The following is an 11,840-nucleotide window of genomic DNA, read 5'->3' as shown; positions in this document are numbered from 1 at the left end:
ACCGATACGGTCGGCATCACCACGACCTCGCTCGGCCGCTACGGCTGGGCCATCAACGCCGAGGAGCTGATCTGATGCCGATGTTCAACGGCCGGAACTGGACGCTCGCCGACTTCCAGCCCTTCAAATATTTCGAGAATTGGACTCCGTTCTTCGGCGATGTCCTGACCGAGCTGGACGCGCGGGCCGCTGGGATCGGCGATGCCGTTGCCTCGGCCCAAGCCTCGGCCTCGGCGGCGGCAACGGATCGGGCGACCGTGGCAGCCGACACAGCAACGGTCGCGGCCGATAAGACCGCCACCCACAACGACCGGGTGGGCGCTGATGCCGCTGCTGCTGCGGCGCAGGTCGCCGCCGCGTCCGTCCTCCCCGGCCAGCCGGGCGGCATCTGCGAACTGGACGGCGACGGCAAGGTGCCGACCAGCCGCTTGCCGGCGGCGATCCTGGGCGCCCTCAACTACCAGGGCACCTGGAACGCCGCAACGAACACACCGGCCATTCCGGCGGCGGCCTCGGGCAACAAGGGCCGCTACTACGTCGTCTCGGTCGCCGGCACCACCGTGATCAACGGCGAAGCGGATTGGCAGGTCGGCGACTGGATCGTCTCCTCGGGCGCCAGCTGGGGCAAGGTGGACAACACCGACCGCGTCCGCTCCGTCGCCGGCCGCGTCGGGGACGTCGCCCTGACGGTGGCCGATCTGCCCGATCTGGCCGAGTTCATCCGCGACACGGTCGCCGCCTTCATGGTGGGCGGCAACGGCGTGGCCATCACCCACAACGACGCGGCCAACACCCTGACCGTCGACGTGACCGGGCACGGGCTGGTGGCGGGCCGGTACTGGCGGCTGCTTTCCAACGGGGCGCCCTACACGGGGGCCGGCGACTACACGGCCCTCTTCGAGCTGGAGATGTTCTCGGCGAGCGACGGCTCCGGCAGCGACCTCACGACGGGCAAGACCGCGACCGCCAGCAGCGTCTACAGCGGGTTCCCGGCGAGCCGCGCCCTTGATGACAACACCTCGACGGAATGGTCGACCGCCGATGGGGCGGCGAGCAACGCCTGGATTTACGTGGACTTCGGGACGGCGGTGACGGTGCGATCCCTGTCGATCACCCCACAGACCGGCCGCATCAGCGGGACGGTGTTCGTGCAGTATTCGAACGATGCGTTGGCCTGGGCGACCTTGGCGACCATCGCCCCGGTCAACGGGGCCGGCAAGCAGGTGTTCACCTACCTCCAATAGCCCCGCGACAACAATCCAACCTTGATTGACTTGGCTGCCGCATGCAGCGTTTTATAGGCGGATAAGATCGCGCTCTAAAACAGAGCGCGATCTTCATTTTATTCGGCTATAGAAAAATAAAATGGATATGCGCCGTTAAATTTTTTAACAGATGAAGCAAAGCACGCAATCCAAACGGAATTTGCAAGTTTTGTCTTGTCTTTTTCATCTCTCCATTCAAATGGATTTATCCCATATGACAAAAAATGAGATCCTGTCGGAGGGTGATCATAATACATTTTTTCAATTGATTGATTTGTCATGTCTAAGTTGCTCCCCACAATTTCGGAAAGATCGTTCCTAATCAATATCGCATCGTGAGTAAGTGGTGTTATATTGTCTAGATAGGCGATATGATAACCAAATTTTCTTGCAATTTTTGCAAGAAAAGAAAGCGACATGCCATAGAATGGGCTGAACATCCCATCGCTATCATGCACTTTATAGATAGAATGGTACATCACACTAAATTCAATCGGAGGGGGTATTTCGTGATTGATCTCAGCTTGTATTAGCTTGGGTCGATATCCGGCAGACAGAATTGCATCCAAAACTGGTCCGTCATAGCCATCTATATCAATTTTTAGCATATCAAAATTTACCGGAGTTTTGTGCTGTTGGAGCAGTGCTCCAGCATTGAATGGATTAATAAAAGTATTTGTAAGTGTGGTTATGTTTTCAGATGAAAGATTTTTGTGAAGTAATTCATTTTTTTCTCCTTCTATGGCAAGTCCGCCATACCCTATTTTGTATAACGGATAACAAGGATCATTGCATTCGACGCCATCCCCAGCGCCAATGTTCACAACAAACTTAGAGGAAAAATTCGGTTGTTCGCTATTTATTATCTCGCAAACCTTCCAAGACTCATAGAGATATCCAACAAATGTTCTATCGATTCTATCAAATCTGCGTTCAACAATTTCGCTTGGTTGTATTTTCATCGTATTTTTCCTGAAATCCTGGCCGTGAAAGGAGGCGCAACCATTGTGTATAACCCCTCCGCCAAGAAACGCAAATCTTAGCCAAACGCTAGGGGCCATACAACTGACAAGGATCCCAACATTGGGGATTATTTCTGATCTTGCGACACCAATCCGGTGCGACCCGGTCGCCGCGTGCGGCCTTTTTTCATGCCCGGCTAAAAAGGGGCGGGCGGCTCCGTGGGGCAAAGCCGCCCGAGTGTTCCGGTTCGATCAGCTGTCAGCCTCCAGCGTCCACCCAAACCTGTGCCTTGGCTATTCGCTCAAAAGGGGTGCTCACCTTGCCCGACCGACCCGAGACCGCCGAGGAGGCGGTCACCCGAACCCTCGCCGATTGCGAGGGCAACCGCGACGCCGCGCTCCTCGTGCTCGCCCACAGCCTGATCAATGCCCGGCGCGGCCTGTCTGCCGGGCTGCTGCGGCTGCTGCCGGCCGACCGCCGGTAATCGCGTTACAGCCGACCTGTAACGCATAATTCCCACATCATGGAGGCCACCATGCCCACCACGCCCACCGGCGCGGCGATCCCGCGCGCCATCACCTCCGCCACCGTCGATCTGGTGAAGCGGTTCGAAGGCCTCTACCTGACCGCCTACCGCTGCCCGGCCGGTGTGCCGACCATCGGCTACGGCCACACTGCCGGAGTCCAGATGGGCCAGACCATCACCAAAGCGATGGCCGACATGCTGCTGGCGGCCGACCTTGCGGCGGCTGCGGCCGACGTCGACCGGCTCGTCAAGGTGCCGGTGGCCGACGATCAGCGCGGCGCGCTCGCCTCGTTCACCTTCAACCTGGGGGCGGGCTCGCTCGCCTGCTCGACCCTGCTGGTGATGCTCAACGCCGGGGACTACCAGAGCGCCGCCGCCCAGTTTGGGCGCTGGGTCTACGCCACGGTCGATGGGGTGAAGACGCAACTGCCGGGCCTCGTCGCGCGTCGGGCTGCCGAGGCGGCGCTGTTCCGGTCGGCTGCCGTGCCGGTCGCGCGGGTCTCGCCGCTGCCCATGCCGCAGATGGGCCGCGCCCCGGTCGGCGCCGAGCAGGACCGGGTGCGCGCCATCCAGCGGATCGTCGGCACGGAGGTGGACGGCGTCTATGGGCCGGCGACCAAGGCCGCTGTGGCGATGTGGCAGCGGGCGCATGGGCTGGTGGCCGATGGGGTGGTCGGAGACCTGTTCCTCAGCGATGCAGTGCGCCAACTGGTGCCGGTGCCGCTGGGGCAGTAGGCACAACCGTTGGGGGCGCTTTTAGAGAGGCGGCCCCCGCGTTGCTTAGTGTGTCGCTTCGCTTGGCGTGTAGAGATCAATGTGATTATTGCCAACATATACGCGAATTTTTGATCTAATAAATCCTCGATCAAGGATCGAGAATTGTTGGCCACTTATAGGTATGCATTGTTTACCCATAAGTGAATTAAAAAGGCGCTCATCTTTTTTGACTGCTGCCTGGGTGGCTTGATCCAAAGCCTCTTCAGTGATGCAGCCTACGTAATTGCCCCGCACCGTCCCGGTTTGTGCGTGGGAAGCGCTGGCAATACCCATAAGGCTGGCAAATGCTGTGATAGCCAGCATTTTCGCGTTCATCGCTATCTCCAAGTTTCTCGTTCGGCGACTCATGCAGAATGGTTTCGTTGGTAGGTTGATGTCAACTTAGTTGGTACCCACTTTGTTTGAAGCATTCGCACTGGTCAACTCTCTGCATTCTGAGGCCCAATCGCCCTCGGCGAGCGCCACGCGTGCCAAAGCCGTCCGTAAGTCGGTAAGGGCAATCTTTCTGTCCCGATGCTGACTGGCCACGAGGGTACCGATCATCTCAACGGATACCCCAGTGCCTCAGAAGCTTCCGAACACGTCTTCGTGCCCATGGCTTTTATCCAAGCCCGGAAGTCTTCCTTCGGCATCACCGCTTGCCCCATCACCGAGCTGACCGTTGGTTGAAGGCGGATGCTCGACCACCCCGAAACCGTCAAGGGGGCGGTGATGGCGCCTTCTCGTGACCCTAAGTGGCTGAAAATAGGCTGGCTCCCTAAAATGGACCTCCCTGTGGCTCGGCTCACATCGGCGCAGCGGGCGCTTGGGTAGGGTCTGGTCATCGACCAACAGCCGGACACCGAGAGCCGGCCAGCCCCAAAGGAAACCGCCCCATGTTCCGCACAGCTCTGCTCTCCGGCTTCGCCACCCTCGCCCTGCTGTCGGCCCCGGCCTTCGCACAGAACGTCAGCTCGATCACCAACACGGCCGCCGGGGTGGGGAATTTCGCCTCGCAGTCGGCGATGACCAAGCAGTTCGCCGGACGCGGTGTGCTGGGAACCTCCAACAGCGCCGAGGTCAGCAACCTAGCCGCCGGCGTCGGCAACGTCGCCCGCCAGGGCGCGACGGTGGTCCAGGGCGGCGGCTTCGGCGGCCCAATGGGGGTGCCGGTGCTGGGCGGCGGCGCCAACACGGCGTTCGTCGGCAACACGGCGGCGGGGGTGGGCAACACCGCCATCCAGAGCGGTCTGGTCAAGCAGTTCGGCGGCGGCGGCCCGCTGGGCGGCGGCAACATCGGCAACATGCAGAACCTGTCGGCCGGCGTCGGCAACCTTGCCAAGCAGAAGGCTTTCATCCAGCAGCGATGAGTTGGCGGGGCATCCCCGCCATCAAGTGGCGCCTTCTCCGGCCGGCGTCAGGCGCCGCTTCTCCAACTCACGGATCTCGTCGAGCAGTGACGCCGGAGGTGGCCGGCACCCGCAGGCCTGGGCATGCTCCAGATGCCATTCGACTCGCTGCTGCCGGGTCGCCTTCGGCGGCATGGGGTGGGCTTCGTGCCAACTCCTGTTCATCGTGCATTCCTTTGGCTGGGGCGGTTCGGCTGGGAGTGCCCTTCCGGATCGCCGAAGTGGTCGGTGCCGGTCATCGTCTGCGTCAAAGAGGCGACCGATGGCCCACCGCCCAAGGGGTGAGGTGGGGCGCCGGCGAGTTCGATATCTCCCGCCAAGCTGTTGAAGTTATTAGCGGGCATTGCGGGTTCTTACCAGCTGTCAGCACCCCTTTCGCTCCGCTTAACATTTTGAAAATGCTGGAAAATTAAGCCGTTATCCGCACATTCCGCCGCAGCAGGAGCCGGACCGCCGCGCCACCAGCCGTTCGAAGGCGAGGCTCTGCTGCCCGGCCGGCGGGATCACGCCGTGCATCAGGTTGAGCACCTCCGCCGTGGTCGTGCCCGGCGGGCAGTCGGTGATCGCGCAGACCAGCGCGCCGTCCGCCGCGCCGCCGAGCGCTTCGTCGGGGTCGGCGAGCGAGACCGCGCCCTCGCGCGCGATGCGGACACGGACGGTGGAGGCCGCGTTCGTTTCGGGCTTGGCGATGCGCACCCACCAGCGGTCCGGACCGCGCTCCAGATAGCTCCAGGTCACGGTGTTGCCGAACAGCGTCTGGATCTGGTGGTACAGGGGACGCGGGTCGTGGTCGTTGACCAGCAGGAAGCCGCTGCCGGGCTCCAGCGCCCGCGCCGTCTGGAGGATCAGCGGCTGACGTTCGTGGGGCGGGATGGTCTGGACGTCGATGACCGGTTCGAGCGTGTCGGGCTGGGCGGGAGTCGTCATGGCGGTTTCCAGTGCGAGGATGGATTTCGAACGGATTTTCGAAGGGGGACGGACGATCCCCGGCGCAGTCTTTAAGCGGTGGGACCGGCGGGTTCTTTGTTCCAGCACAAATGGCGGTCAGGCCGGTTGCGGCGCGGCGCGCGAAGGCGCATTTAGGACATCCCCCGTTCCATGCCGGTCCTCCGCGAGGGGAGCCGGTTTCCCAGCCGGACGCCCATGACTCCGCTTGCTCCCGATCCCGACGTGCTGCGTGGCCTGCGGCTTTTTGCCGGGCTGGACGCGGCGGCGCTCGCAGAGACCGTCCGTTCCGCCCAGACGCAACGGGTGGAGAAGGGCGCGACCATCTTCTCCCAGGGCGATCCGGCGACGCTTTGCCACGCGCTGATCGACGGGCGGGTCAAGATCGTCCAGACCGGGGCCGACGGGCAACAGATGGTGGTGCGCTACATCGGTCCCGGCGAGATGTTCGGCACGGCGGCGGTGTTCGCGGGCGGGGTCTACCCCGCCGACGCGCTCGCCGTCGCCGATTGCGTCGCCATCCACTGGTCGGCCGCCGCGATGGGCGTGCTGATGGAGCGGCACCCGCGCGTCGCGATGAACGCGCTGGACATCGTTGGCCGTCGCCTGCAGGAGGTGCAGACCCGCCTGCGCGAAGTGTCCACCGAACGGGTGGAACGCCGGGTCGCCCACGCGCTGCTGCGTCTGGCCCGGCAGGCGGGACGCCGGGTGGAGGGCGGGGTGGAGATCGACTTCCCGCTGTCGCGCCAGGACATCGCCGAGATGACCGGCACCACGCTGCACACGGTCAGCCGCATCCTCAGCGGGTGGGAGGCGCAGGGCATCGTCGAGGGCGGGCGCCAGCAGGTGACGATCCGCCGGCCGCACGCCCTGGTCGCCATCGCCGAGGATCTGCCGCGCCCCCTGCCGCCGGCCTGAGGCGAAAGACGGCGTCCGGTCCCGCCGGTTCGCTCGGGCAGTTTGCGCGGGCGCAAAGAGGCGCGGGGGCGGCGGCGCTAGGGTCGCGCCATGATCCACGCGCCCCAGCAATCCGGCGTTTCCACCCCGTCCGCCTCCGATCTGGTCGAGGCGGTGATGGAGCGCTGGCCGCAAACCATCGCCGTGTTCGTGAAGCACCGGATGGCCTGTCCCGGCTGCCTCATGGCGGGGTTCCAGACCGTTGCCGAGGCGGCGGAGATCTACGGGGTGGACAGCTCGAAACTGCTGGACGCCTTCGCGCAGGCCATTGCCGGGGGGCTTTCACCAGCCAGTCCACGACACGGACCCAGGCCGTAGGCCACGGCATCCGCCGCAGCCCATGGCGATGGGTCAGGCGCGCTCAGGACTTCGGGCGGAAGGTGCGGCATTCCACCGGGTCGGTCTCGATCCGCCCGGCGCCGATCAGGTCGAGGCAATAGGGGATCGCGGGGAACACCGCAGCCAGACAGTCGTGGATGGCGGACGGCTTGCCCGGCAGGTTGAGGATCAGGCTGGAGCCCCGTATGCCCGCCGTCTGGCGCGACAGGATGGCGGTCGGCACGACCTCCAGGCTGACCTTGCGCATCAGTTCGCCGAAGCCGGGCATCATCTTCTGGCACACCTGTTCCGTCGCCTCCGGCGTCACGTCGCGCGGGGCGGGGCCGGTGCCGCCGGTGGTGATCACCAAGCCGCAGCCGGCCACGTCGCACAGCTCGACCAGCGTGGCGGCGATGCCGTCCAGGTCGTCGGGGATGACGCGCGCCTCGGCAATCCAGGGGGAGGACACGATGCGGGTCAGTTCGTGGTGGATGGCGGGGCCGCCCTTGTCCTCGTAGACGCCCTGGCTGGCGCGGTCGGAGATGGTGACGATGCCGATTTTGACCGGTTCAAGTGACGTCATGGCGTGCGGTCCTTGCAAGGTTGGGGCTTCCGTTGAGGGTGGGACGATACACCCGGAAGCCCCCCCGGCCGCAAGGCGGCGCGACCGGCGCTTCGCTCAGCGCAGGCCGGTCTCCAACTGCTCCACCATGCGTCCCAGCGCGATGTCCATCGCGGCGGGCGGGCCGCTTTCCAGGCTGTCGAGGACGATCAGCCGGGCACCCCCGGCCGTGATCGCCTGCGCGATCTCCGGGGCCGGTTGGCGGTGGTGCAGCACCGCCGGGATGCGTTCGGCCTTGAGGAAAGCGGTCAGTTCGGCCAGCCGCTCCGGCGTCCAGTCGCGGTCGTCGCGGGTCCAGACCTTGCGGAGATCCAGCCCCAGATCGGCGGCCAGCATGGCGAAGCGGTCGGACAGCGCCGCCACCGAGGGATCGGGCAGGCCCGCGAACGTCCGCACCGAAGTCGACGACAGCGTCAGCAGCGCGCGCTTCAGGTTGGCGAGATTGCCGTCGATGGCGGGGGCGGCGTTGGGATAGAGGCGGCGCAGGTCGGCCGCCACGATGTCGGCCATCCGCCCGGCGTTGGCGACGCCCAGCCAGGGGAAGGCGGCGCCGTCGCGCAAGGCGACGCCCGGCAGCGCGCCGTCCACCGGCCGGGCGGCGTCGATCTCCACCAGCCGGATGTTGTGGCGCCGGGCCAAGGGATAGACCGGGTCGTCGATCCAGACCGACCGCAGGGTCAGCACCGCGTCGGCCTTTTTGGCGGCGTCGGCCAGCTTGGCCTCGCCGCGCCCGGTCAGCAGGGCGTTCTGCCGGCCCATCGGGATGGCGTCGGGAACGACCTTCTCCACCGTCAGCGCCGTGCCCTGCGTCAGCGCCTGCGCGAGACCGGCGGTGACGGGATGCCCGGCGAGGATGGTCTGCGCCCAGGCCGGGAGCGGCAGCAGCAGCAGGAGCGCCGTGAGCGCGAGACGCCTCATCCTTCTTCCCCTCTCGTGACCAGACGCACCAGCAGCGCGCCGAGGAACAGGGCTCCGGCGGCCAGGATGATGGCGCCGCCCGACGGCACCGGCAGCGACAGTTGAACCGGCAGCAGGATCCCGGCCACCGCCGCCACGCTGGCGAAGGCGATGGACAGCAGGAAGAACCCCCGCAGGCTGGACGCCACCACCCGCGCGGCGGCGGCGGGGATGACCAGCAGGGCGCCGACCAGGATGGCGCCGATGATCTTGACCGACGCCACGGTGACCACGGTGATCAGCACGATGAACAGATAATCCAGCCCCTTCACCGGCACCCCGCGCACCCGCGCCAGGGCCGGGTTGAAGCTGGCCAGCAGCAGTCGGTTGAACAGCGGCAGCATCACCAGCACGACCCCGGCGGCGACCGCCAGCAGCACGGTGAGGTCGCGGTCGTCCACCGTCAGGACCGAGCCGAACAGCACGTTCTCCAGGATGTGGATGTTGACCCGGCTCGCCAGGATCAGCAGCAGGCTGGCGCCCAGCGCCAGCGACACCGACAGGAACACCCCGATCAGCGTGTCGGAGGTCAGGTCGCTGCGGTTGCGCGTGTAGTTCACCAGGATGGCGAAGAGCAGGCAGTAGCCGAACAGGCTGGCGTAGGGGCCGGTGTAGGGCTCCCCCACCAGGATGCCGATGGCGACGCCGGTCAGCGCCGCGTGGCCCACCGCCTCGGAGAAGAAGGCCAGCCGCTTGGTCACCACCAGCGTGCCCAGGCCCCCCAGCACCGGGCCGATGACCAGCCCGGAGAGCAGCGCGTTGACGAGGAAGCCGTGAGCGAGGCCCGAGGGCAGCAGCCCGGCCCCGGCCCAGCCCTGGATCAGCAGGCGCAAACCGTCGAAGCTCATAGCGCTGCCCTCTCGACCACGCGCGCGTCGCCTGCGTTGCCGGTCGTGCGGCGGGGAACGGCGGAAAACAGGTCCAGCACCCGGTCGGGCGACAGCATCGCCGGCGGCGGGCCGTCGAACAGCACCCGGCGGTTCAGCCCCGACACCCGCGTCGCCAGACGGCGCACCTGGGCCAGGTCGTGCTCGACCCACAGGACGGTCGTGCCGGCGGCGCGGAAATCGGCCAGCAGCTCCTCGAAGATGGTGCAGCCGGTCTCGTCGAGCGCGGTCATCGGCTCGTCCAGGATGACGAGATCGGGGGCGGGGATCAGCGCCTGGGCCAGCAGCACGCGCTGGCGCTCGCCCCCCGACAGCGCGCCGAAGCGCCGCCGCCGCTTGCCCGCCATGCCGACGCGCTCCAGCGCCGCGCCGTAGTCGATGCGGCGGTCCGGCCCCAGGAAGGCGGGGCGGCGCTGGCACAGCACGGCCAGGAAATCCTCCACCGTCATCGGCAGGCCACGGTCGAACTCGACCGCCTGCGGCACATAGGCGGTGACGCCCGGCGCCTCTCCCGGCCAGTCCAGCCGGACCATGCCCCGGTGCGGCGCCTGCCCCAGCAGGGCGCGGATCAGCGACGACTTGCCGCCGCCGTTGGGGCCGACCACCGCGTGGACGGCGCCCGGCTCGACCCGCAGCGAGACCTGGTCCAGGATGACGGTGCGGCCGAGCGTCAGATCGACCCGGTCGAACAGGATGGCGGGGCCGCCCTTGGGGGTGCCGCCGGTGTTGCCGCTCATGGCTTGGCCTCCAGCATGGCCTGGACCAGCGTGTCCATGTTGCGGGTCATCTCGCGTTCGAACAGGTCGGCGGCGTAGTCGCCGTGCGCGATGTGCGAGAAGGCGTAGAGCCGGATGCCGGTCTCGCGGCGGATGGTGTCGACATAGGCGCTGGGGAAGTTCAGCTCCGAGAAGATCACCTGCACGTCGAGCGCCCGCATCGTCCTGATGGTCTCGGCGAGCTGCGCCGGGCTGGGCTCGATGCCGTGGGCGGGCTCGACCACGGCGGCGACCTCCAGCCCGAACTCGCGCAGCAGGTAGTCGTAGGCGCCGTGGATGGTCGCGACCCGCAGGCGCGCGTCGCCCGCCGAGGCCAGCTTGCCCAGCGCGTCGGCCCGCAGCAGCCGCAGACGGCGGGAGTAGGCGCGCGCGTTGGCGGCGTAGGACTCGGCGTTGGCCGGGTCCAGCCGCCCCAGCTCGCGGGCGATGGTGGCGACCTGGAGCACCGCTCCGGTGATCGACAGGAAGGTGTGCGGGTTCACCACCTTGCCCGAAGCCCGCGCCGCCGATCCTGCGGCGGGCAGCAGGGGCACGTCGGCGTTGGCCTCGACCACCGGCAGCGCGGGCTTGGAGGAGGCGGCGATCATGCGTCCGGCGAAGTCGTCGTGCCCGATCCCGTTCAGCACGATGGCGTCGAGGCTGCCGATGCGCAGGATGTCCTCGGGACGCGGTTCGTAGGCGTGCGGGTTGAAGCCCGAGGGGATGATCGGCACGACTTCGGCCAGATTGCCGACGACGTTGGCGACGTAGGAGTAATAGGGGTGCAGGGTGACGCCGAAGCGCTGGGGAACGGCGGCGCGGGCTCCCCCGGCGGCACCGACGAGACCGGTCGCGGCAGCGGCGGCGAGAAAGCGGCGGCGGTTCATGGTGGTGCCGTTCATCGTGTCACTGGTCATCGTGTCACTCCGGCGGTGAAGGTGGCGGTGACCTGCTTCCAGCCGGCGGCGGCCAGCGTCTTTTCGTCCAGGCCGGGGGGCGGCGCCTCGGCGGCCCGTTTCAGCCAGACCTGGGGCTCGGCGTGGTCCTTGCCGTGCGTGTCCAGCACCAGCACCATCGACCCCGCCAGCTCGGGCGCGGCGGAGACGCCGGCATAGGCGACGCCGTGGCCGGCCTCCGCCAGGGTCCAGGCATGGCTGCCGCGCGCCGTGGCGCTGGTGTCGCGGGCGAAGGGCGGCAGGGCCTGGGCGGCCAGCTCCGCCGGCTTCGGCGCGGCGCCGGTTTCCCGCAGCAGGGCGGCGATCTCCGCCCCCGCCACCTTGAGGTCGGCGTGGAGGCCCTGCTCGGCGCTGGTCAGCCCGGTGCGGGAGTCGATCTGGTGGGCGGCGGCCACCGGCTCGGGCGGCGGCGCCGGGCGCAGGCCGACGGCGGCGACGGCACAGGCGATAATCGCGGCGGAGGCCAGCAGGACCCACGCGGTCTCGCGCTCGGCCCCGGCACGGCGGACGATCTGATGATGCAT

16 protein-coding genes and 1 pseudogene are annotated in these 11,840 nt (G+C 66.7%); 7 read left to right on the top strand and 10 right to left on the bottom strand.

The window, feature by feature from the left end; translation table 11 throughout:
- Positions 1–74: 74 nt before the first annotated feature.
- On the top strand, positions 75–1,244 hold the full coding sequence (locus tag EJ913_RS16600; RefSeq protein ID WP_126999824.1) for a discoidin domain-containing protein: 1,170 nt from the start codon (positions 75–77) through the stop codon (positions 1,242–1,244).
- Positions 1,245–1,342: 98 nt separating this feature from the next.
- Here EJ913_RS16600 and EJ913_RS16595 read toward each other — a convergent pair whose 3' ends face one another.
- Positions 1,343–2,227, bottom strand: a complete 885-nt coding sequence (locus tag EJ913_RS16595; RefSeq protein WP_126999822.1) for a hypothetical protein — start codon at positions 2,225–2,227, stop codon at positions 1,343–1,345.
- A 320-nt stretch (positions 2,228–2,547) separates the two neighbouring features.
- Here EJ913_RS16595 and EJ913_RS31670 point away from each other — a divergent pair, with 320 nt between their 5' ends.
- The 3 genes and pseudogenes from EJ913_RS31670 (at position 2,548) to EJ913_RS33035 (ending at position 3,489) form a co-directional block, all read left to right on the top strand.
- Complete coding sequence (locus EJ913_RS31670; RefSeq protein ID WP_185909801.1) at positions 2,548–2,712, top strand: hypothetical protein; 165 nt, start codon at positions 2,548–2,550, stop codon at positions 2,710–2,712.
- A 51-nt stretch (positions 2,713–2,763) separates the two neighbouring features.
- Positions 2,764–3,231: pseudogene (locus EJ913_RS32130) on the top strand (lysozyme); the annotation flags it as partial.
- 36 nt (positions 3,232–3,267) lie between these two features.
- On the top strand, positions 3,268–3,489 hold the full coding sequence (locus EJ913_RS33035) for a peptidoglycan-binding domain-containing protein (RefSeq protein WP_211098973.1): 222 nt from the start codon (positions 3,268–3,270) through the stop codon (positions 3,487–3,489).
- A 45-nt stretch (positions 3,490–3,534) separates the two neighbouring features.
- Here the strand turns inward: EJ913_RS33035 and EJ913_RS16585 are convergent, their stop codons facing one another.
- A complete protein-coding gene (locus tag EJ913_RS16585) occupies positions 3,535–3,846 on the bottom strand; it encodes a hypothetical protein (RefSeq protein WP_126999818.1) in 312 nt (103 codons plus the stop codon).
- A gap of 560 nt (positions 3,847–4,406) precedes the next feature.
- Between EJ913_RS16585 and EJ913_RS16580 the strand changes: the two genes are divergently transcribed.
- Positions 4,407–4,880 (top strand): hypothetical protein, encoded by a 474-nt coding sequence (locus tag EJ913_RS16580; protein WP_126999816.1) that lies wholly within the window; start codon positions 4,407–4,409, stop codon positions 4,878–4,880.
- A gap of 21 nt (positions 4,881–4,901) precedes the next feature.
- Here EJ913_RS16580 and EJ913_RS16575 read toward each other — a convergent pair whose 3' ends face one another.
- Both EJ913_RS16575 and EJ913_RS16570 read right to left on the bottom strand, forming a co-directional pair.
- Entirely contained in the window at positions 4,902–5,084 is a 183-nt protein-coding gene (locus EJ913_RS16575; protein WP_126999814.1) for a hypothetical protein, read from the bottom strand.
- Positions 5,085–5,336: 252 nt separating this feature from the next.
- Positions 5,337–5,846, bottom strand: a complete 510-nt coding sequence (locus EJ913_RS16570; RefSeq protein ID WP_126999812.1) for a DUF2249 domain-containing protein — start codon at positions 5,844–5,846, stop codon at positions 5,337–5,339.
- A gap of 216 nt (positions 5,847–6,062) precedes the next feature.
- Between EJ913_RS16570 and EJ913_RS16565 the strand changes: the two genes are divergently transcribed.
- Both EJ913_RS16565 and EJ913_RS16560 read left to right on the top strand, forming a co-directional pair.
- Positions 6,063–6,782 (top strand): Crp/Fnr family transcriptional regulator, encoded by a 720-nt coding sequence (locus EJ913_RS16565; protein WP_126999810.1) that lies wholly within the window; start codon positions 6,063–6,065, stop codon positions 6,780–6,782.
- A gap of 90 nt (positions 6,783–6,872) precedes the next feature.
- Positions 6,873–7,139 carry a DUF1858 domain-containing protein gene (locus EJ913_RS16560; RefSeq protein WP_126999808.1) on the top strand — a complete coding sequence of 89 codons (267 nt, stop codon included), beginning with the start codon at positions 6,873–6,875 and terminating at the stop codon, positions 7,137–7,139.
- 43 nt (positions 7,140–7,182) lie between these two features.
- Here the strand turns inward: EJ913_RS16560 and mog are convergent, their stop codons facing one another.
- The 6 genes from mog to EJ913_RS16530 all read right to left on the bottom strand — a co-directional run bounded on the left by mog (position 7,183) and on the right by EJ913_RS16530 (position 11,840).
- Positions 7,183–7,722, bottom strand: a complete 540-nt coding sequence (gene mog / locus EJ913_RS16555) for a molybdopterin adenylyltransferase (RefSeq protein WP_126999806.1) — start codon at positions 7,720–7,722, stop codon at positions 7,183–7,185.
- A 96-nt stretch (positions 7,723–7,818) separates the two neighbouring features.
- Positions 7,819–8,679, bottom strand: coding sequence for a metal ABC transporter solute-binding protein, Zn/Mn family (locus EJ913_RS16550; RefSeq protein WP_126999803.1), 861 nt, complete (start codon positions 8,677–8,679; stop codon positions 7,819–7,821).
- Entirely contained in the window at positions 8,676–9,566 is an 891-nt protein-coding gene (locus EJ913_RS16545) for a metal ABC transporter permease (protein ID WP_126999801.1), read from the bottom strand. The genes EJ913_RS16550 and EJ913_RS16545 overlap by 4 nt, the downstream gene beginning before the upstream one ends.
- The gene (locus EJ913_RS16540; RefSeq protein ID WP_126999799.1) at positions 9,563–10,342 is read right to left on the bottom strand and encodes a metal ABC transporter ATP-binding protein; all 780 of its coding nucleotides are present in this window, start codon (positions 10,340–10,342) and stop codon (positions 9,563–9,565) included. The genes EJ913_RS16545 and EJ913_RS16540 overlap by 4 nt, the downstream gene beginning before the upstream one ends.
- Entirely contained in the window at positions 10,339–11,277 is a 939-nt protein-coding gene (locus tag EJ913_RS16535; protein WP_244939384.1) for a metal ABC transporter solute-binding protein, Zn/Mn family, read from the bottom strand. Before EJ913_RS16535 ends, EJ913_RS16540 begins: the two co-directional genes overlap by 4 nt.
- Positions 11,274–11,840, bottom strand: a complete 567-nt coding sequence (locus EJ913_RS16530; protein ID WP_126999797.1) for a DUF6162 family protein — start codon at positions 11,838–11,840, stop codon at positions 11,274–11,276. The genes EJ913_RS16535 and EJ913_RS16530 overlap by 4 nt, the downstream gene beginning before the upstream one ends.

It is taken from the genome of Azospirillum doebereinerae, from assembly GCF_003989665.1.
Taxonomy (GTDB): Bacteria; Pseudomonadota; Alphaproteobacteria; order Azospirillales; family Azospirillaceae; genus Azospirillum; species Azospirillum doebereinerae.
The sequence above is the reverse complement of the archived record's forward strand: the minus strand, read 5'-3'. Positions and strand labels throughout refer to the sequence as shown.

Excerpts from the sequence above, each read along its gene's own strand:
- EJ913_RS16575 (WP_126999814.1), bottom strand. The coding sequence starts at position 5,084 with ATGAACAGGAGTTGGCACGAAGCCCACCCCATGCCGCCGAAGGCGACC.
- EJ913_RS16545 (WP_126999801.1), bottom strand. The coding sequence starts at position 9,566 with ATGAGCTTCGACGGTTTGCGCCTGCTGATCCAGGGCTGGGCCGGGGCC.
- EJ913_RS16540 (WP_126999799.1), bottom strand. The coding sequence starts at position 10,342 with ATGAGCGGCAACACCGGCGGCACCCCCAAGGGCGGCCCCGCCATCCTG.
- EJ913_RS16560 (WP_126999808.1), top strand. The coding sequence starts at position 6,873 with ATGATCCACGCGCCCCAGCAATCCGGCGTTTCCACCCCGTCCGCCTCC.
- EJ913_RS16530 (WP_126999797.1), bottom strand. The coding sequence starts at position 11,840 with ATGCATCATCAGATCGTCCGCCGTGCCGGGGCCGAGCGCGAGACCGCG.
- EJ913_RS16585 (WP_126999818.1), bottom strand. The coding sequence starts at position 3,846 with ATGAACGCGAAAATGCTGGCTATCACAGCATTTGCCAGCCTTATGGGT.
- mog (WP_126999806.1), bottom strand. The coding sequence starts at position 7,722 with ATGACGTCACTTGAACCGGTCAAAATCGGCATCGTCACCATCTCCGAC.
- EJ913_RS16600 (WP_126999824.1), top strand. The coding sequence starts at position 75 with ATGCCGATGTTCAACGGCCGGAACTGGACGCTCGCCGACTTCCAGCCC.
- EJ913_RS16580 (WP_126999816.1), top strand. The coding sequence starts at position 4,407 with ATGTTCCGCACAGCTCTGCTCTCCGGCTTCGCCACCCTCGCCCTGCTG.
- EJ913_RS33035 (WP_211098973.1), top strand. The coding sequence starts at position 3,268 with ATGCCGCAGATGGGCCGCGCCCCGGTCGGCGCCGAGCAGGACCGGGTG.
- EJ913_RS16565 (WP_126999810.1), top strand. The coding sequence starts at position 6,063 with ATGACTCCGCTTGCTCCCGATCCCGACGTGCTGCGTGGCCTGCGGCTT.
- EJ913_RS16535 (WP_244939384.1), bottom strand. The coding sequence starts at position 11,277 with ATGACCAGTGACACGATGAACGGCACCACCATGAACCGCCGCCGCTTT.
- EJ913_RS16595 (WP_126999822.1), bottom strand. The coding sequence starts at position 2,227 with ATGAAAATACAACCAAGCGAAATTGTTGAACGCAGATTTGATAGAATC.
- EJ913_RS16570 (WP_126999812.1), bottom strand. The coding sequence starts at position 5,846 with ATGACGACTCCCGCCCAGCCCGACACGCTCGAACCGGTCATCGACGTC.
- EJ913_RS16550 (WP_126999803.1), bottom strand. The coding sequence starts at position 8,679 with ATGAGGCGTCTCGCGCTCACGGCGCTCCTGCTGCTGCTGCCGCTCCCG.